The organism is Rhodoferax sp. MLSD5-FHT05B10, assembly GCF_058793415.1.
Genome location: NZ_JBXAFT010000001.1, coordinates 411,554 through 429,827 on the forward strand (window position 1 = coordinate 411,554; position 18,274 = coordinate 429,827).

Genomic DNA, 18,274 nt, shown 5'->3' on the forward strand with positions numbered 1-18,274 from the left:
TGTATTCACAAGGGTAGTAGGGCTGTGCGCTTATTCATTTTTGTCATGGTGGCCGTCGTTCTGGGGACGGCCGGCGCCGGCTACCGCTGGTTGAACCAGCCGTTTGACCTACCCACGCCCACCGTGGATCTGTCCATCGAACCCGGCACCAGCGCGCGCGACGTTGCCATGGCCGTCGCCGATGCCGGCGTGCCCGTGCGCCCGGCGCTGCTGTACTGGTGGTTCCGGCTGTCGGGGCAGTCGCGCCAGATCAAGGCCGGCAGCTACGAGCTCGACGGCGCCACCACGCCGCGCAGCCTGTTGCGCAAACTGGTGCGGGGGGAGGAGTCCCTGCGCAGCATCACGCTGGTGGAGGGGTGGACCTTCAGGCAGGTACGCGAAGCCTTGCGCAAGGCCGAGCAGCTCAAGCCCGTTTCGCAGGGCCTCAGCGCCGAGGACCTGATGGCGCAACTGGGCAGGCCCGGCGTGGCCCCGGAAGGGCGGTTTTTCCCGGACACCTACACCTACAGCAAGGGCTCCAGCGATCTGGCGGTATTGCAGCGCGCCCTACGGGCCATGGACCACAAGCTGGAGTCGGCCTGGGCGCAGCGTGACCCGGGCTCGCCTCTGGAAACACCGGAGCAGGCCCTGATATTGGCCAGCATTGTGGAAAAGGAAACCGGCGCCGCCGGCGACCGGGCCCAGATTGCGGCCGTCTTCAGCAACCGGCTGCGCATCGGCATGCGCCTGCAGACCGACCCCACGGTGATCTACGGCATGGGCGAGGCGTTTGACGGCAACCTGCGCAAGGCGGATCTGCTGACCGACACCCCGTGGAACACCTACACCCGCACCGGCCTGCCGCCCACGCCCATTGCCATGCCCGGCAAAGCCTCCTTGCTCGCTGCCGTGCAACCGGCCCCTTCCAAAGCCCTGTACTTTGTCGCCAAGGGCGACGGCAGCAGCCACTTCAGCGCCACGCTGGACGAGCACAATAGGGCGGTCAACAAATACCAGCGCGGTCAATAAGACCCACGAAACCCAGCCATGAGCGGACTCTTTATCAGTTTTGAAGGCATAGACGGCGCCGGCAAGTCCACCCACATCGACGCCCTGGCCCAGGCGTTCCAGGCCCAGGGGCGGGCGGTCACGCTCACCCGCGAGCCCGGCGGCACGCCGCTGGCCGAGCGCCTGCGCCAGATGGTCCTGAACGATCCCATGGACGCCATGACCGAGGCCCTGCTGGTGTTTGCTGCCCGGCGCGACCACCTGCAGCACGTCATTGGCCCGGCCCTGGCCCGGGGCGACGTGGTGCTCTGCGACCGCTTCACCGACGCCACCTTTGCCTACCAGGGCGGCGGGCGCGGTTTTGACTGGCAGATCCTGTCGACACTGGAGCAGTGGGTGCAGGGAACGCCGCTGGCGGGGGAAACGGCTGAACCGCTGCGTCTGGTCCAGCCGGACCTGACCATATGGTTCGACCTTGCGCCCACCATCGCCGCCCAGCGACTGGCCGGTGCCCGCGTGCCGGACAAGTTCGAATCCCAGCCACTGGCATTCTTTGAAAAGGTCGCCGACGGCTATGCCCAGCGCCATGCTGCCGACCCGGGGCGTTTTGCCCGTATCGATGCCGACCAGACGCCCGCGGCCGTATGGGCCGATGTAGACCGCGCCGTGCGCACCAGGGGCTTGCTGCCATGCTGAACGCCACTGGCTCCACGAGCCCTTCGCCCTGGATTGCGGAGCAAACCCGCCAACTGTTGGCCCAGCGCGGACATGCCTGGCTGCTGCATGGGCCGTCCGGCCTGGGCCAGTACAGCTTGGCCATGGAACTGGCCCGCGCCTGGCTGTGCGAACAGCCTGGCAGCCAGGGTGCCTGTGGCACCTGCGGCAGCTGCCACGCCATCGACGTACGCACCCACGCCGACCTGTGCGTGCTGATGCCCGAAACCACCATGCTGGAGCTGGGCTGGCCACTGGGTGAAAAGACGCAGGCCGACATTGACGACAAGAAGCGCAAGCCCAGCAAAGAAATCCGGGTGGATGCCATGCGCGATGCCGTGGAGTTTTCCCAGCGCACCAGCGCACGGGGCCGCGGCAAGGTCATCCTGGTCTTTCCCGCTGAGCAGATGAACGCCATCACCGCCAACGCCCTGCTGAAGACGCTGGAGGAGCCGCCCGGGGACGTGAAATTTGTGCTGGCCAGCGAATCGGCCCACCAGCTGCTGCCCACCATCCGCAGCCGCTGCCTGGGGCATACCATGCGCTGGCCCGATGTGCCGTCCAGCCTGGACTGGCTGCAGTCCCAGGGAGTGGACGCCGCGCAGGCGCCTTTGCTGCTGCAGGCCACCGGCGGGCGCCCCGACGATGCCTTGGCCTTTGCCCGTTCTGGCCAGAATCCGGAGAGCTGGGCGGCCCTGCCCAAGGCCATGGCCCGCGGCGACGTGGGGTTTGTCAAGGACTGGACCGCTGCGCAGACGATCGACGCGCTGCAGAAAATCTGCCATGACCTGATGGCGCGCCAGGCGGGCGCCGCGCCGCGGTTTTTTCATGCCAGTGACCTGGGCATGGCGGCATCCGTGGCCGCCCTGAGTGACTGGAGCAAGGCCTTGTCCCGCGCCCGCCAGACCATGGAGCACCCCTTCAACGCCGGGCTCATGCAGGAAGCGCTTGTGGCGCAGGCCCAATCCGCCCTAAACTCCCGACATTGAGTACCCCCGACATGACGACCACTCCGCAGCCCGCATCCACACCACGCCCCAGCGTCATCCAGCTGTCCATCAAGGAGAAGTCGGCGCTGTACGCGGCCTACATTCGGGCGTTCACCGAGGGGGGCGTGTTCATTCCCACCGCACGCGAGTACCAGTTGGGTGACGATGTGTACGTCTTGCTCACGCTGCCCGATGACATTCAACGCTATCCGGTGGCCGGCAAGGTGGCCTGGATCACCCCCGCCCGGGCAGCCGGCGGCCGCACGCAGGGCGTGGGCATCCAGTTCCCCAAGGACGAAAAGTCGCGCGCACTCAAACTCAAGATCGAAGAGATTCTGGGCGCCCACATCGCTTCCGACCGTTCCACGCAAACCATCTGAGCACCGTCCGCCCCGGCGCGGATCCGGTGCGACTGCAGGCGCGAACCATGTTTACCGACTCCCATTGCCATTTGACCTTTCCCGAGCTGGCGGCCTCGCTGCCGAACATTCGCCAGTCCATGGCGCAAGCGCAGGTGACCCGCGCCTTGTGCATCTGCACGACGCTGGAGGAGTTTCCTGGCGTACACCAGCTGGCAACGCAATACGACAATTTCTGGGCCAGTGTGGGCGTGCACCCGGACAACGAAGACGTTGCCGAGCCCACGCTGGACGACCTGCTGCAACGCGGCGCCCTGCCGCGGGTGGTGGCCGTGGGGGAAACCGGGCTGGACTACTACCGCTTGGGCGAGCGCACGCTGGCTGACATGGAATGGCAGCGTGAACGCTTCCGGGTCCACATCCGGGCGGCACGCCAACTGCAAAAACCGCTCGTGATCCATACGCGCAGCGCCTCGGACGACACCTTATCCATTTTGCGGGAGGAGGGCGAAGACGGCTCGCCCGGGTGCGCTGGCGGGGTGTTCCACTGCTTTACCGAAAGCCATGCCGTGGCCCGGCAAGCGCTGGACTTGGGTTTCTACATCTCGTTTTCCGGCATTCTGACGTTCAAGACCGCGCAGGACCTGCGGGATGTTGCGGCATGGGTCCCCCTGGATCGCCTGCTGATCGAAACCGACAGCCCCTACCTGGCCCCGGTTCCGTTTCGCGGCAAGACCAATAATCCGTCGTATGTGCCCTATGTGGCTCAGCAGCTCGCCAACCTGCGCGGCATCAGCGTAGAGGTCGTGGGCGAGGCCACCAGCCAGAATTTCACCCGCCTGTTTTCTGGCATTTCATTGTGAGAAACTACATTAAATATGCAGTTTATCTAGTTGTATTAATTGGATTTTCTGCTGTTCGCGCCGGTTCCTACGACGACTTTTTTGTGGCCATCAAGCGCGACAGCGCCGCCATGGTCAGCGCCTTGCTGGATCGGGGATTTGACCCCAATACCCTGAACCCCGAGGGCGAATACGGTCTGATCCTGGCCTTGCGTGAACGATCGCTCCATGTGGCGGAGGTCCTGATCGCCAATCCGGCCACCCGTGTCGAGGTACGCACCGCCGAAGATGAGAGTCCGTTGATGCTGGCGGCCATACGCGGCTACGCAGCAGTCTGCCAACAGTTGATCGAGCGCGACGCCGATGTCAACAAGCCCGGCTGGACGCCGTTGCATTACGCCGCCACCGGGGGGCACGAAGACATCATGCAGCTCCTGCTGGACAACAACGCCTATGTGGACGCCGCATCGCCCAACGGCAGCACGCCCTTGATGATGGCGGCCATGTATGGCACGGCGGCTGCCGTTCGGTTGCTCCTGGAAGCCGGTGCCGATCCATCGCTGAAAAACGACCTCGGGCTGACCGCCATTGATTTTGCCGCCAAGGTCCAGAAGACCGATTCCGTGGCCATCATTGCCGAATTCATTCGGGCCCAGCGCCCCAAGGGGAGCTGGTAATTCAGGGATCCGGGAGTGAAGAAACCCGGTGTTTCTTGCATTATTTACTTTATACGATGTATATTATGTTAAGTAAATAAGGCGCATCAGACCATCTGCGTAATAAGCAGCCTTAGGAAACCTCTTGACGTTTGTGTAACGAAGTCTGGTACGGTCTCTGGCCGACTGCCGAGACTTAGGCGGCCTATCCAAAGTGACAACGTTGGCTCAGGAGTTCACCGATATCAGGGTTCCCGTGCGAGTCCTGCAGATTTTGGCGTTAGCAAAAACAAATCAAAATAATTTCTTTTAAAACAAGCACTTACGCTTATTCTTGGAGGTGAACTTGCTCAGTTGAACTTGCCAAGATATCGAGAAAACACCCAGCCCTGGATTTCTGCCCCACTATCAATGTCGGTCCACACGACGAAAGCAAAGTCTTTCTCTCTCTTCAGCAGCCTCACAGCTTTACCCAAAGTCAGACGCCCGATTTCCGGTGAACGTGCCCTCGGGTTCTGCCGAACAATAAGCAAATCATTGCTTACGTATCTGAACTCGGACAGCAGTTCCGATGCTCCAATTGCGGTACGAACAGTTTCTTCCAAGGTCTTTTTGGCTGCCTGTGGGCTCTTGTCAAGCAAAGTTGGCGCGTAGTACCCCATGACTGCCCCAATCGCACCTGCAATTAGCCAGTCCATCACCTTTCGAAAAATCAGCCACAAAATCAGTTGTACCGTTGGCTCCTTCTGGGCCTGGATTGCACTGATGATTTTGTCGACAGATTCCTGGAGTGAGTCTTGCGGTGTGACTGACTGTGCGATGGCGTCGGACGCATGCATGGTCGTCAGTTCATCGCTTTCGAGCTTGGCAAAGTCACTGAGGTCAATGTTGCGAAGCGCTGGCAACAATCTATCCAGAGACTTCCTTGCTGTTTCCATTGCCTGGAATACTGGGCTAGTCATCGCCATATGGCGTGCAAAGTCGCTAACTGCGGCTCCACCTATCGCTTGGCGTTGAAGATTGGCCAACATCACCTGATGCAAAAAGCTTGGCTTCAGGAGTTGCTCATACTGCTTGTGAAGATTGCCTACGGTGTCTAGACCTAATGACCGGTGCATTGCCCCTAGTCTGGTGGCCATTTCTGCCGCTTGACGTACTGTGTCGTTGTACACGCCGAACCCCGCCAGCGAATTTTTGGGCATGTACTGTTCCATTAATTGCTTTGCATGCCTGAGGTTTGACTGTCCTTCAATGATGTCTCGAACGTAACTGGGCGTCACTGATACGTGTTTGAGCACTTCAAGAGCCTGACGCTGCTGCTCAAACTCTCCCACCAATTCCTTGACCTGATAGCCCGGCCTATAAATCTTTGCCCAGTCCTGCATCTCTTGAGCTTGGCGCAAGATGGGCAACTGCTGCCGCAGCTGTTCTTGAAATCCCTGCACTGTCTCCCTGCTGGGGCTGCTTGAATGGCCTTCAGTGGTTGTCATAAAGCAAATATTGTCTAGGTATTTACCCTAATAAATGGGAGCTACAGCCTTTGAATACCCTTTAAACGTAGTTTAAAGGGTATTCAAAGGTTTTCAAAGAAAAACACTACAGGTAGTGCTTGAAAGTGCAATTTACGCTAGGTATAGTGTTGACACCAGAAAGCAAAAAGCCGAGGTATCCGCCTCGGCCTTTGCATCCCAACCCGTTTTGGCCGGACTGGGAGTCGAATTACAAAGTAATCACATAACCGAGTTATTTTGCCCGATTCGAGTAACGGTGTCCGGTCATTTTTCAATGCTCATTGAGCAGAAAGACCGTCATCATGGCTAAACCAAGCCCCTCTCGTTCCCCGGCCCCCGGTAGTCGCGCTCGCGATGCAGGTACAGGACAGTACGTACCACTGGAACGTGCCCGGACTGCACCTACCAGGACGGTTGTAGAAGCACCGCCCAAGAAAAAATAATCCGTAAGGAGAGCTTCACCATGAAGGCCGAGCGCTAACCACGCCCGGCCTTTTTGCGAATCAATGTCGTGTCGCGGTGAAATCAGTCCGGCTGTTGAACAAACTTCCAGCTCGTTGATTTGGGGTCAATACGCGTTGACCGAGTTCGTTTCCCAGGGGTAAATTCCCTCTTCAATTTTTGGGAGGCCTTATGCAGCAAGTCCACCGGTGGCAATACCAGTACATCGGAACCACCACGCTTCCCAAAACCATCTCGGTCGTAGAGCTATCGGCCTTCTTCACCTACACCGAACAGGAACTCGCGGAGATTGCCAAGAAACGCAAGGACGCGTTGCGAATTGCGGCAGCCGTGCAGTTGGGCTTTCTCAAAATGGCTGGCTGCTCACTGGACGACCTCAACACCATACCGCTGCGCCTTTTGCGGCATGTCGCAACGCAAATCGGGGTACCTGCGGTGGGGATCGCAACTTTGCGGTCAATTTACGACCGCCAAAAGACCCGGTACGACCATCAGTGGTGGGCCATGGAGTTACTGGGATTCCGAAAGGCTGATGAGCAGGATTTGGCCCCTTTGCCCAGTTTTCTGGAAAACGAGGCCCGCCAGACCTCGGACAGGGATTTGCTGTCGCAACGGGCCAAGCTATGGCTGTACCAGCGCAAGTACCTGAGTCTGGGTGAGCGCGATCTCGACTCCATAGTCGCGAAGGTCACCATCACCTCGGAAGATGCTTTTTTAACCTATATCCGCAGTACTGTCCCAGATACCACCATCCAGCAATGGACCAAGGAGGTGTCAAAAATTGAGCCAACCAGCCAGCGTTCTTATCTGGAGTGGCTGCAGCAGCCCGCACGCAAGAATTCCATCAACGCCATCCGGGAGCAGACAGCACGGGTCAGCTACCTCAAGCGCCTCGGGATTGACAAGCTGAATCTGGACTCAGTTCCACTGGAAAAAATTCGATCCTACGCCGAGCAGCTCAAAAATATCCGGCCAGCCCGCTTCAAAGAACTCAAAGATCCGCTTCGAACCATTCGTTTGGTGTGTTTCCTCAAATGGACATTGATGGAAACAACCGATACGGCGATTTTGTTGGGTGGTCGCAGCGTGACCAAGATCATGGCGAAGGCATACCATGATGCGCAGGCATTGGAAGGTAAATCCGCACTTTCGTACCATGACACGGTGCTGGCCCTGGCCGAAAAAGTAAATGAGCCCGAGTTGTCTGATCCAGAGTTCCGGCAGTTTGCACGGGAAGTGATCGCGCAGTATCAACCACCCCAGTTTCCAACCAGGGCATCGGCTGCCCGATGGCTGCTCAGTGAGCCCAACCCACAGATTCGTTCGCTTTTGTCCGAGTTGCGCAAACTGGATCTCCAGGCGGAACCCGGTAACAAAAGCCTGGAGTTGGTGCATTACCTGCAGGGTGTCTATGAGCGTGGCCACAAAGAACTTGCGCAAGCGCATGGGCAAAGTTACCCACGCCCCTGGCGTGACTTGATCGAGGGGGAAGACAGGGAGCGAGCATTGCGCGCGATGGAGGCAATGACCCTGGTAGGCCTGCGCAAGGCTTTACGCAGTGGTGCCGTGTATGTGGACCACAGCGAAAAATTCCGTGGTCGGCATCGCCTGATGATCAATGAAAAGGAATGGGAGCGGGATCGTGTCAACCGGTACGCCCAACTCAATCTGCCCTTGAACCCACACCAGTTCCTGGAAGGTCTTGTGGCCGAGCTCAACGCCAAGCTACTGGAGTTGGAAAAGGCACGAGCACGGGGCGATTTTCAGGTGCTTGAGGGCAAGTTCCGCATCCCCCGGTACAAACCAATTACCGTCGCGCCCGAGGTCGAGCAAAAGAAGAATGCCCTCGTCAACCAGATCGACATAGTCCAATTCCCGGATCTGATTTTGCAGATGGACAGCCAAACGGGCTTCAGCAAAATCATTCTTGGGCGTCCGGCCGCCAACAGCACGGAATTGCTTCAGGTCTACACCGGCATGCTGGCCCATGGTTGCGCCCTCGATGCTTCGGATGTCAGCCACATGGTGCCGCAGCTCACCACCAACCAGGTTCTGGCCGGGATGCGCTACTTCGAGAACAAAGCACAGGTGCGTGCTGCTAACGATGCCGTGGTTGGATTCCAGCGTCGTCTGCCCATTTGTGCAGCCTGGGGTGATGGTTCGCTAGCGTCGTCAGACATGATGAGCATCGATGTCTCCAAGCAGGTATGGCGGGCACGGATGGATTACCGACGAAAGGTCGCATCGGTCGGCACCTACACGGCAGTCTCCGACTTCTGGAGTGTGATCTATGATTTGCCGATTGTTTTGAATGAACGCCAGGCGGGTCCCGCCATCGACTGCGTTTTGAACCAACGGGAGTTTGACGTCGAACGCCTGGCGGTCGATACCCATGGCTATACGGAATTCGCCATGGCCATCGCCAAATTGCTGGGGTTTTCCTTGTGTCCGCGCTTGGCCAAGATTACCGAACGCAAACTGTACGTCCCCAAATCGGTCAAGGTTCCGCAAGGGTTGAATGACATGGTGGTGACCACTGTTTCCCTCAAATCGATCACAGATGAATGGGATAACCTGGTGAGACTGGCGGCCTCCATCGAAACGGGCCACACCTCGGCCACTGTCGCCTTGGCCCGCTATGGGTCAGCGTCATCTGACAGCCCGACCTACCGTGCCGGTGTTCACCTCGGGCGCCTGATTCGCAGCATTTACCTCTGTGACTACATCAGCAGCGAGGAGTTGCGCCGTACCATCCACCGTATCCTGGTCCACGGAGAGTCAGTTCATACCCTGCAGCGAGCCATTTACAGCGGGAGTTTTTCCAAGCCGCGTGGGCAGCATGAAAAGGAGCTTCATGCGGCTTCGGGATCGCTGACCCTGATGACCAACCTGTGCCTGGGATGGACATCCAATCGCATGCAGGACATCCTTTTTGGTGATTCCACTACCCTTTTGCCGACTGAAGGTATGGAGTGGCTGTCGCACGTCAGTCCAGCACACATCTCCAATATCAATTTCCGGGGGATATTCACTTTCTCCGTGGAGAAATACGCAGAGTGGCTTTTCACGTCGAAGGAACAGCCGTTGGCAGCATCGGCCTAAGGTTTTAGTTGCCGACGTTTGGGTGGCCCATGTACCACCGGCTTCGGGTACAGCGTGCGCAGGACTTGCTCGTCAAAAGCCAGTTCGGCTCGGGTCGTCACCAGTCGTTGCTGTTTGGGCCCAGGCTTGAACTCCTCGGGCGTGCGACCCAGCTTTTGCAGGTACGCTGTGCGGGCAATGGCTTGGTTGTTTTCGGGTAGCTTCTCCAGCCAGTCGGAAAACAACTGCCGACCTTTTGCCATATTGCACTTCGCACAGGCGCAAATGGCGTTGCGAAAGGACTCTTCACCTCCGCGCGACAGTGGATTCATGTGATCGATGTGGCGGACAGCGTTTGCAAACACCGGTGAATCAGCCGTCATTTGCAGTACTGTTGAACAGTATGGACATGCCTCGAACTCGGCATAGAGTGTCCATTTCAACTCATGTGGCAAAGCGTAATGGGACCACCAGCGGCCGTAAAGAATTTGGAACTTGCGGATCAGAACCTGCTCCGCACCCAGCCGCACCTGCAGCTCCTGTTGAGAAATTCCGGCAATCACTCGGTCGGGCGCCTGCGCAAGGCCACCACATTCGATGACCGAATCTGAGGCGCGGAGCCCATGCGTCGGTTTCGCGGCTCTAACTGTGCTGAACCTTCCAGTTCACGACGTTGTGTCAGGCTGTTATCCAAGGCAGATGCGAACCGGCTACTCAGGTCCTCATCTGAAATGTCCAGGTAACGCAGAGCCGAGTTGAAGTCCCGCCAGCCGATATAGGTCATGAGCTCTTTGATATCCCATCCATTGAATTTGGCCCAATTGGCAAAACCACGGCGCAGCGAGTGGCTGCTGTAACTGCCTGCATCTGGGACACCTGCATCCTGGAAAAGCTTTTGCAGCCAAGGCACCACGCTGCCACTGGCCAGGCCCTGGCTTGAGACATGGCCCCAACGGTCGATTCGTCGGAAAACTGGTCCGCTGTTGTGCCCAAGTGCCTTTTGCCATTGTTCAAGAGCTGTCACAGGACAAAGTTTGGACAAGGCCGGGCAGAAAAAGCTCAGGCCCGAAGACTCTCGATCCCCTTTTGAATAGGGAAGAAAACACTGCATCCCCACCCCCTCTTGGATGGAGATGTGCTCGAACTGAAGCCGCGTCAGTTCATCGGACCGGAATCCACGCCAGAACCCGATCAGCAGCATGGCCTGGTCACGCATGCATCGCAGGTACTGTGGGTCCGATGGCGCCAAATGGTCTGCCTCGGATTTCAGCCAGTCTGAAACCTGGGCCAGCCGTTCAAAATCGAAAGGACGAGCCCGTTTTTCTGGGACGTTATGGGCGGTGCGGATGCCTTTGAGAACTTGTGAAACTAGCGCTGATTTGGTCGGGTCGATGAATCCATGGTCCCGGTGCCATTTAGACAGTCCCGATAGCCTGGATCGCAAGGTGTTGATCGACAGCAACTCGGCATAGTGGGCCAGATAACCAGCAATAGCCTCGGGCGTCGCCGGAAGAGCCCCTCGACCCTCCACTTCAAAATGCTGCACTGCAGATGCATAGCTGCGTTGGGTGTTGGGGCGATTTGCCAGTTTGACGTAGGTTTCAACGGTGTCCATATATGGATTTTCCAGTATCGATCACCCCTTGCCTAGGCTCAGCCATGAACAAGCGCCAATGAAAGTCCATTCATCGAAGGCAGCGCACAACAACTCCACTGTCCAGATGCAACTGCACAGCCGCTGTCTACTCCACTCTCACACAACTTCTTCCGTTATCTGATGACAGATGGCATGCTTGCTTTCGTGCTCCGAGAAGGCACAAAAGAGCAAAAAAAGAGAGTGGTACTGCCTTCACAGGCATGATCAGGCGATCAATGTGTTTCTGGTGTTTAATTGCGCCGTGCGCACCATCCGTCTGCTTTTATTGATCCTGTTGAGCTTTGCGATCCCCATGATGGGCTATGCTGGCTTGGGTGTGCCAAAGATACCCTGCCCGATGGATGCGGCAACGATGGGAGGGCAATCCATGTCCAGCATGGACCAGGACACAATGCAAGCCGATTGCTGCAATGACATCGAAACCATGGTCAAAACCGGCAAGCCTTGCAAAGTAGGCCAGGAGTGCAAGGTCGGTACGCTGGGTCTTTCAGTTCAGTCACCGAATTTCACGGAAGATTTCCAAAAATCCCCCCGCATTGCCGGGCTCAAAGATCGCGCCATTGCGATGCGATGGGTCAACATCTGGCGTCCGCCAGCCTGATTCCAATTTCTTGAAAACGTGCCTTGCTGCCTTTGGCGCGGCAAGACTGTCTGTGCCATTGCGCACCGCATTTCAGGAGTTGGAACATGTATTGTTCACTTCAGGCTTCCAGGTACACCAACCACTACTGGTTGGCAGCATGGGCCATTTCTCTCGTCGCCGCATTTCCGCAGCAGGCGGAGGCACTTTCTTTCGAACAGGCCTTGCACCTGTCCACCCAGGGGGCGCCGACATTGGCCGCGTCGCAAGCCAAGGTGGACGGGGTACGCACAGCCGCCATCTCCGCCGGAGAACTGCCGGACCCCAAGCTGGCCGTTGGCGTGGAGAACTTCCCTATTGGAGGTCCGGATCGTTACAGCCTGACCAACGATTTCATGACCATGCAGCGTATCGCCTACATGCAGGACGTTCCCAATCGCAGCAAACGGGATGCCCGCATTGCCGTGGCCCTGGCCAAGGTCCAGCAAGCCGAATCCGCCCAAAAAGTCAGCGTACTGTTCGCACGACGCGAAACTGCCCTCGCCTGGATTCGTCGCTACGTACTAGAGCAGCAAATAGCGCTGTTCGACAGTCTGTTCCAGCAAAACAAGCTCTTGGAGTCCGCCGTGCAGGCGCAATTGGCCAGCGGTCGAGGCTCCATCACCGATGCCCTTATCCCCAGGCAGGAAGCAGCGATGCTGGCCGAGCGCCAGGATGAACTGCAGGCACAGCGTACCCAGGCTATCGCTGCACTGCAGCGTTGGGTCGGTGCTGTGGCCACAGAGCCCCTGGAAGGAACACCACCAACCTGGCCTCTCAGCCGGGAGGCGTTGGCCCATGGCATTCAAAACCACCCGGATGTGAGTCTGCTCGATGACAACGGGCGATTACTGGATGCCGAACTGCAAGAAGCCCAGGCGATGAAGAAAACCGACTGGGGTGTGGAACTTGCCTACCAGCGTCGTGGAGAGCAGTTTGGCGACATGGTCTCGGTCAAGTTCACCTTCGACCTGCCCACCTCACCCACAAAGCGCCAAGACCCGCAGATTGCGGCCAAACAACTGGAACGGCTGGAACTGGATGCCGAGCGCGAACTCCTGCGGCGGGAACATTTACAGGAACTCGACACCCAGTGGGCTGAGCTGGAGCGTCTGGATCGCGCACTGGAGCGTAGCCAGACCATTCTGCAACCACTGGTGCAAGACAAAGTCGCTTTGACTTTGGCCGCCTACCAGGCTGGCAAAGGCAGTCTTCTGGAGCACCTGGGCGCACGCCGGGAACTACTGGAAACCCAACTCCGTTTTCTGGCCTTGCAAGGTGAGCGGCAAGCGATCATCGCTCGTTTGCATTGGACCAACGATAAGCCCTTGATGGGAGGTGCCCAATGAACAATTCCTCAGTCCTGAAAATTCGTCTGCTTCAGTGCGCAATGGGCCTGCTGATCCTGGCTGTCGGTGTTGCCAGCGGCGTTTGGTGGGCCCAGCGCAGCCCCACCAGAGAGTCTGCCATCGCACAAACCCCCAAGGCTGAACGCAAAGTTCTGTACTGGTACGACCCCATGAAGCCGGACGCCCAGTTCGACAAACCAGGGCCGTCTCCGTTCATGGACATGCAGCTCGTGCCGCGCTATGCCGACGAAGAAGGTACAGACACTTCCACGCTGGCGATTTCCACACGTGCCAGCCAAAGCCTGGGCATGCGCCTGGCCACCGTTGTGCAACAGACCCTCTCCAGCACGGTCGAGGTCGCCGGTACGCTCCAACTCAGTGAACGCGATGTCAGTATCGTGCAGGCACGTACCAGTGGCTTTGTAGAGCGGGTCTACGCCCGTGCGCCCGGGGATGTCGTCGCGGCAGGCAGCCCCCTGGTCGATGTTCTCGCCCCGGAGTGGATCGGTGCACAGCAGGAGTTTCTGGCCGTCAAGGCCATGGGAGATGTTGGCTTGACCCAGGCCGCACGCCAGAGGCTGGTTTTGCTGGGCATGCCCCCTGCAGTGATCCAGCGCGTGGAGGACAGCAACCGCACCATGGCCGTGACCACCATCACCGCACCGACGTCGGGTGTGCTCTCCGAACTGATGGTGCGCCAGGGCATGAGCCTGATCCCTGGCATGAGTTTGGCACGCATCACCGGCTTGGGAACAGTCTGGCTGGAACTGGCCTTGCCACAGGCCCAGGCCAGCACCTTGGCGATCGGGCAATCGGTGCAGGCGCGCCTCAGCGTTGCGCCGGAGGTGGTATTTCAAGGCAAGGTGAGCTCCATCTTGGCGGAAACCAACCCCGACACCCGGACTTTGCGTGTCCGGGTTGAACTGCCCAATCCGGGCCAAAGGCTGCGTGCGGGCATGCTGGTCGCAGCCACCTTGCACGGTCCCTCGGAATCGGTGCTGCTGGTGCCTTCGGACGCAGTGATTCGCACCGGCAAGCGCGCCTTGGTCTATCTGGCCGAAGAGGGCGGCCGGTTCCAGCCGGTGGAGGTGCAGATCGGTGCCGAGCACGATGGGCAGTTGGTCATACACCAGGGTCTCAGCGCGGGCCAGCAAGTGGTGGCATCCGGCCAATTCCTACTGGATTCCGAAGCCCGCATGCGCGGCCTTGTCTCGCGTTCGGACAAGCCTTCGGCGTCGATGGGTACGCCTGACGCCAATAAACATACCGCCACGTCCTACGCAACACGGGGGGTGATTGAAGCGCTAGATGCTTCCAACATCACGTTGCGGCATGAAGCTGTGCCAGCCCTCCAGTGGCCCGCCATGACCATGGGCTTCCGGCGTGCCAAGAACCTTCAATCCTCCGGCTTCAAAGTTGGCGACACTGTGCAGTTCCAGTTCAGGGCCACGGGTAATGGATACGAGGTGCTAACGCTCCAGGGAGTCAATCCATGATCGCCAGCATCATCCGCTGGTCGGTAACGAACCGCTTTCTGCTGCTGCTCGCCACGGTGTTCCTGGTCGGTGCAGGCTTGTGGGCCGTACGCTCCACGCCCATCGATGCCTTGCCAGACCTCTCCGACGTGCAGGTCATCATCCGCACCAATTTTCCTGGACAGGCCCCGCAGATTGTGGAAAACCAGGTGACCTATCCCTTGGCTACCACCATGCTGTCCGTGCCGGGTGCCAAGACCGTGCGGGGTTTCTCATTCTTTGGGGACTCTTTCGTTTACATCTTGTTTGACGATGCCACCGACCCTTACTGGGCGCGCTCCCGCGTCCTGGAATACCTCAACCAGGTGCAAGGACGCCTGCCTGCGGGCGCCAAATCGGCGTTGGGGCCTGATGCCACCGGTGTAGGCTGGATTTACCAGTACGCCCTGGTGGACCGCACGGGCAGGCACGACCTGTCGCAGTTGCGTGCCTTGCAGGACTGGTTCCTGAAGTTCGAGCTCAAGACCCTGCCCAATGTGGCCGAAGTGGCCAGCGTGGGCGGCATGGTCAAGCAGTACCAGGTCGTACTGGACCCGCTCAAACTCAATGGCTATGGCATCACTTTTGAGCAGGTACGCCAGGCCCTGGTGAATGGCAACCAGGAAACCGGTGGCTCGGTGCTGGAGCTGGCCGAAGCCGAATACATGGTGCGGGTCAATGGCTACCTGCGAACCTTGGAGGATTTCCGGGCCATTGTGCTTTCCAGCCGCGGCGGTATTGCCGTTCGGCTGGGCGATGTCGCTACCGTGCAGATCGGGCCGGAAATGCGCCGTGGCGTGGCCGAACTCGATGGTCAGGGCGAAGTGGCCGGTGGCGTGGTCTTGCTGCGCTCCGGCAAGAATGCCCAGGAAACCATCCGTGCCGTCAAAACCAAGCTGGCCGAACTGCAAAAGAGCCTGCCACCCGGGGTGGAGGTGGTCAGCACCTACGACCGCAGTGCCCTGATCGAGCGGGCCATAGCCAACCTCTCCGCCAAGCTGCTGGAAGAGTTCATCGTGGTGGCAGTGGTGTGCGTGCTGTTTCTGGGCCACCTGCGCTCCGCCCTGGTCGCCATCATTTCTTTGCCCTTGGGCATCCTGGCGGCTTTTGTGGTGATGCGCTACCAAGGCATCAACGCCAACATCATGTCCCTGGGTGGTATTGCCATTGCCATCGGCGCCATGGTGGATGCGGCCGTGGTGATGATCGAGAACGCCCACAAGAAGCTGGAGGCCTGGCAGCATGCCCACCCGGAGCAGACACTGGAAGGTCTGGCGCGGTGGAATGTCATGACAGAGGCCGCCGTCGAGGTCGGCCCAGCGCTGTTTTTCTCCCTGCTGATCATCACCATGTCATTCATCCCGGTGTTCACGCTGGAAGCGCAGGAGGGGCGCCTGTTCGGCCCCTTGGCCTTTACCAAAACCTATGCCATGGCGGCGGCCGCAGGCCTTTCTGTCACCTTGGTTCCCATCCTGATGGGGTACTGGATTCGGGGGCGCATCCCGGATGAGCAGCGCAACCCCATCACATGGGCCTTGATTGCGGTGTACCGTCCCGCGCTGGAATGGGTGCTGCAATGCCCCAAAGCCACAATGGCCTTGGCTGTTCTGGTTTTCATTTCCACCTTGTGGCCCGTGAGCCAACTGGGTGGGGAGTTCCTGCCACCGCTGGACGAAGGGGATTTGCTCTACATGCCCTCGGCCCTGCCGGGGCTGTCGGCACAGAAAGCGTCAGAGTTGCTGCAGATCACCAACCGCATGATCAAGACCGTGCCCGAGGTGGAGCGTGTTTTTGGCAAGGCGGGGCGTGCCGAGACTGCGACCGACCCGGCGCCCATGGAAATGTTCGAGACCACGGTACAACTCAAGCCACGGGAGCAATGGCGTGTCGGCATGACGCCGGAGAAACTGGTCGAGGCGCTGGACCAGGCCGTCAAGGTACCGGGGCTGTCCAATATCTGGATCCCGCCGATTCGCAACCGCATCGACATGCTCGCCACCGGCATCAAAAGCCCCATCGGTATCAAAGTCAACGGAACCGATCTGGCCACCATCGACCGCATTGCCAGCCAGATCGAACAGGTAGCCAAAGGCGTTCCTGGTGTGTCCAGTGCCCTGGCCGAGCGCCTGACCGGGGGCCGCTACGTCGATGTCCAGATCGACCGGGTGGCGGCCGGGCGTTATGGGCTGAACATCAATGACGTGCAGGCCCTGGTGTCGGGCGCCATTGGTGGCGAGAATGTGGCCGAGACCATCGAAGGGCTGGCGCGCTTCCCCATCAATGTGCGTTACCCGAAGGAATGGCGCGATACCCCCGAAAAGTTGATCCAACTCCCCATCCTGACGCCATCGGGGCAGCAGATTACGCTGGGCACGGTCGCCAAAATCCGGATCACCGATGGCCCACCCATGCTCAAGACGGAAAATGCGCGCCCCTCCAATTGGGTTTATGTGGATGTGCGCGGGCGTGACCTGGCCTCCGTCGCCAACGATCTTAGTCAGGCTGTCAGCCAGCAAATCAAGCTGGAGCCGGGAGTCAGCATCACCTACTCGGGCCAGTTCGAATTTCTGGAGCGTGCCAACGCACGGCTCAAGGTCGTGGTGCCTGCCACCTTGCTCATCATTCTGGTGCTGCTGTACCTGACCTTCAACCGGCTCAGTGAGGCCGTATTGATCATGGCCACATTGCCCTTTGCCTTGACGGGCGGGGTATGGTTCTTGTACCTGATGGGCTACCACCTGTCGGTGGCCACCGGCGTGGGATTCATCGCACTGGCCGGTGTGGCGGCCGAGTTCGGGGTGTTGATGCTGTTGTATCTGAAGCAGGCTTTGGCCGATCGGATTCACCGGGGTGAAACGCTCGGAATTGCCGTGGTGCTCGATGCCATTCGCGAAGGTGCCGTGCTGCGGGTGCGACCCAAGGCCATGACGGTGGCGGTGATTCTGGCGGGACTGGTTCCCATCGTCTGGGGCGGTGGAACCGGCTCGGAGGTGATGAGCCGCATTGCAGCCCCGATGCTGGGCGGGATGATTACAGCGCCACTGCTTTCAATGTTCGTGATCCCGGCGGCCTACCTGTTGATGCATTCCTTGCGCACACGTCCAGGAAAGGCACAGTGAGATTCACATCTATCGCGCCCCCTATTTCTTTAACCACGTTGAAACGGAGAATTCCATGAAAAAAATAGCTGCCCCCCTGATCCTTGCCGCCGCGTTGGCGGCTTCTGCAGTATTTGCACAGCAGCAAGTCGATGCCAATAAGGCCCAGAGCAAGGCACAAAAGCCCGCCACCGAACTCCAGATGACCCACAAGGCCGTTGGTGTCGTGCGCAAAATCAATGCCCAGGCGGGAGTAGTCACACTGGAGCATGAAGCCATCAATAGCCTCAATTGGCCACCCATGACCATGGGCTTCCTGGTTCAGGACAAGGCCATGCTGGACAAGCTCGTCGTAGGGCAGAAGGTGAGTTTTGAGTTCATCCAGGGGGCGAAAGGCTATGTCGTGACAGCCATCAAGTAAGCCAACCGTCCTTGG

At 59.0% G+C, this 18,274-nt stretch carries 15 protein-coding genes; 12 read left to right on the top strand and 3 right to left on the bottom strand.

Annotated features, from left to right (window positions below):
• Positions 1 to 45 precede the first annotated feature (45 nt).
• From mltG to AC1Q5W_RS01970, 6 genes are read left to right on the top strand one after another with little or no spacing between them, the layout of a single operon-like run.
• Positions 46 to 1,008: an endolytic transglycosylase MltG gene (gene mltG, locus AC1Q5W_RS01945; RefSeq protein ID WP_492646194.1), complete on the top strand. Its 963-nt coding sequence runs from the start codon at positions 46 to 48 to the stop codon at positions 1,006 to 1,008.
• Positions 1,009 to 1,026: 18 nt separating this feature from the next.
• Complete coding sequence (gene tmk / locus AC1Q5W_RS01950; RefSeq protein ID WP_492646042.1) at positions 1,027 to 1,683, top strand: dTMP kinase; 657 nt, start codon at positions 1,027 to 1,029, stop codon at positions 1,681 to 1,683.
• On the top strand, positions 1,677 to 2,690 hold the full coding sequence (locus AC1Q5W_RS01955) for a DNA polymerase III delta subunit-related protein (protein WP_492646043.1): 1,014 nt from the start codon (positions 1,677 to 1,679) through the stop codon (positions 2,688 to 2,690). Before tmk ends, AC1Q5W_RS01955 begins: the two co-directional genes overlap by 7 nt.
• A gap of 11 nt (positions 2,691 to 2,701) precedes the next feature.
• The gene (locus tag AC1Q5W_RS01960; RefSeq protein ID WP_492646044.1) at positions 2,702 to 3,070 is read left to right on the top strand and encodes a PilZ domain-containing protein; all 369 of its coding nucleotides are present in this window, start codon (positions 2,702 to 2,704) and stop codon (positions 3,068 to 3,070) included.
• Positions 3,071 to 3,117: 47 nt separating this feature from the next.
• On the top strand, positions 3,118 to 3,912 hold the full coding sequence (locus AC1Q5W_RS01965) for a TatD family hydrolase (protein WP_492646045.1): 795 nt from the start codon (positions 3,118 to 3,120) through the stop codon (positions 3,910 to 3,912).
• The gene (locus tag AC1Q5W_RS01970; RefSeq protein WP_492646046.1) at positions 3,909 to 4,568 is read left to right on the top strand and encodes an ankyrin repeat domain-containing protein; all 660 of its coding nucleotides are present in this window, start codon (positions 3,909 to 3,911) and stop codon (positions 4,566 to 4,568) included. The genes AC1Q5W_RS01965 and AC1Q5W_RS01970 overlap by 4 nt, the downstream gene beginning before the upstream one ends.
• Positions 4,569 to 4,897: 329 nt before the next feature.
• Here AC1Q5W_RS01970 and AC1Q5W_RS01975 read toward each other — a convergent pair whose 3' ends face one another.
• Positions 4,898 to 6,037: an SH3 domain-containing protein gene (locus AC1Q5W_RS01975; protein ID WP_492646047.1), complete on the bottom strand. Its 1,140-nt coding sequence runs from the start codon at positions 6,035 to 6,037 to the stop codon at positions 4,898 to 4,900.
• Between the two features lie 654 nt (positions 6,038 to 6,691).
• Between AC1Q5W_RS01975 and AC1Q5W_RS01980 the strand changes: the two genes are divergently transcribed.
• Complete coding sequence (locus AC1Q5W_RS01980) at positions 6,692 to 9,622, top strand: Tn3 family transposase (RefSeq protein ID WP_492646048.1); 2,931 nt, start codon at positions 6,692 to 6,694, stop codon at positions 9,620 to 9,622.
• Here the strand turns inward: AC1Q5W_RS01980 and AC1Q5W_RS01985 are convergent.
• A complete protein-coding gene (locus AC1Q5W_RS01985) occupies positions 9,619 to 10,164 on the bottom strand; it encodes an HNH endonuclease (RefSeq protein ID WP_492646049.1) in 546 nt (181 codons plus the stop codon). The two genes, AC1Q5W_RS01980 and AC1Q5W_RS01985, sit on opposite strands and share 4 nt — an antisense overlap.
• Positions 10,161 to 11,216, bottom strand: a complete 1,056-nt coding sequence (locus AC1Q5W_RS01990; RefSeq protein ID WP_492646050.1) for a site-specific integrase — start codon at positions 11,214 to 11,216, stop codon at positions 10,161 to 10,163. Before AC1Q5W_RS01990 ends, AC1Q5W_RS01985 begins: the two co-directional genes overlap by 4 nt.
• Before the next feature lie 169 nt (positions 11,217 to 11,385).
• Here AC1Q5W_RS01990 and AC1Q5W_RS01995 point away from each other — a divergent pair, with 169 nt between their 5' ends.
• The 5 genes from AC1Q5W_RS01995 to AC1Q5W_RS02015 all read left to right on the top strand — a co-directional run bounded on the left by AC1Q5W_RS01995 (position 11,386) and on the right by AC1Q5W_RS02015 (position 18,259).
• On the top strand, positions 11,386 to 11,859 hold the full coding sequence (locus AC1Q5W_RS01995; protein ID WP_492704014.1) for a hypothetical protein: 474 nt from the start codon (positions 11,386 to 11,388) through the stop codon (positions 11,857 to 11,859).
• Between the two features lie 86 nt (positions 11,860 to 11,945).
• Entirely contained in the window at positions 11,946 to 13,226 is a 1,281-nt protein-coding gene (locus tag AC1Q5W_RS02000; protein ID WP_492646052.1) for a TolC family protein, read from the top strand.
• On the top strand, positions 13,223 to 14,722 hold the full coding sequence (locus AC1Q5W_RS02005) for an efflux RND transporter periplasmic adaptor subunit (RefSeq protein ID WP_492646053.1): 1,500 nt from the start codon (positions 13,223 to 13,225) through the stop codon (positions 14,720 to 14,722). Before AC1Q5W_RS02000 ends, AC1Q5W_RS02005 begins: the two co-directional genes overlap by 4 nt.
• Positions 14,719 to 17,859, top strand: a complete 3,141-nt coding sequence (locus AC1Q5W_RS02010; RefSeq protein WP_492646054.1) for an efflux RND transporter permease subunit — start codon at positions 14,719 to 14,721, stop codon at positions 17,857 to 17,859. The genes AC1Q5W_RS02005 and AC1Q5W_RS02010 overlap by 4 nt, the downstream gene beginning before the upstream one ends.
• A 55-nt stretch (positions 17,860 to 17,914) precedes the next feature.
• Positions 17,915 to 18,259 (top strand): copper-binding protein, encoded by a 345-nt coding sequence (locus AC1Q5W_RS02015; RefSeq protein ID WP_492646055.1) that lies wholly within the window; start codon positions 17,915 to 17,917, stop codon positions 18,257 to 18,259.
• Positions 18,260 to 18,274: the final 15 nt, after the last annotated feature.

Excerpts from the sequence above, each read along its gene's own strand:
- mltG (WP_492646194.1), top strand. The coding sequence starts at position 46 with ATGGTGGCCGTCGTTCTGGGGACGGCCGGCGCCGGCTACCGCTGGTTG.
- tmk (WP_492646042.1), top strand. The coding sequence starts at position 1,027 with ATGAGCGGACTCTTTATCAGTTTTGAAGGCATAGACGGCGCCGGCAAG.
- AC1Q5W_RS01955 (WP_492646043.1), top strand. The coding sequence starts at position 1,677 with ATGCTGAACGCCACTGGCTCCACGAGCCCTTCGCCCTGGATTGCGGAG.
- AC1Q5W_RS01960 (WP_492646044.1), top strand. The coding sequence starts at position 2,702 with ATGACGACCACTCCGCAGCCCGCATCCACACCACGCCCCAGCGTCATC.
- AC1Q5W_RS01965 (WP_492646045.1), top strand. The coding sequence starts at position 3,118 with ATGTTTACCGACTCCCATTGCCATTTGACCTTTCCCGAGCTGGCGGCC.
- AC1Q5W_RS01975 (WP_492646047.1), bottom strand. The coding sequence starts at position 6,037 with ATGACAACCACTGAAGGCCATTCAAGCAGCCCCAGCAGGGAGACAGTG.
- AC1Q5W_RS01980 (WP_492646048.1), top strand. The coding sequence starts at position 6,692 with ATGCAGCAAGTCCACCGGTGGCAATACCAGTACATCGGAACCACCACG.
- AC1Q5W_RS01990 (WP_492646050.1), bottom strand. The coding sequence starts at position 11,216 with ATGGACACCGTTGAAACCTACGTCAAACTGGCAAATCGCCCCAACACC.
- AC1Q5W_RS01995 (WP_492704014.1), top strand. The coding sequence starts at position 11,386 with ATGGCATGCTTGCTTTCGTGCTCCGAGAAGGCACAAAAGAGCAAAAAA.
- AC1Q5W_RS02000 (WP_492646052.1), top strand. The coding sequence starts at position 11,946 with ATGTATTGTTCACTTCAGGCTTCCAGGTACACCAACCACTACTGGTTG.
- AC1Q5W_RS02005 (WP_492646053.1), top strand. The coding sequence starts at position 13,223 with ATGAACAATTCCTCAGTCCTGAAAATTCGTCTGCTTCAGTGCGCAATG.
- AC1Q5W_RS02010 (WP_492646054.1), top strand. The coding sequence starts at position 14,719 with ATGATCGCCAGCATCATCCGCTGGTCGGTAACGAACCGCTTTCTGCTG.
- AC1Q5W_RS02015 (WP_492646055.1), top strand. The coding sequence starts at position 17,915 with ATGAAAAAAATAGCTGCCCCCCTGATCCTTGCCGCCGCGTTGGCGGCT.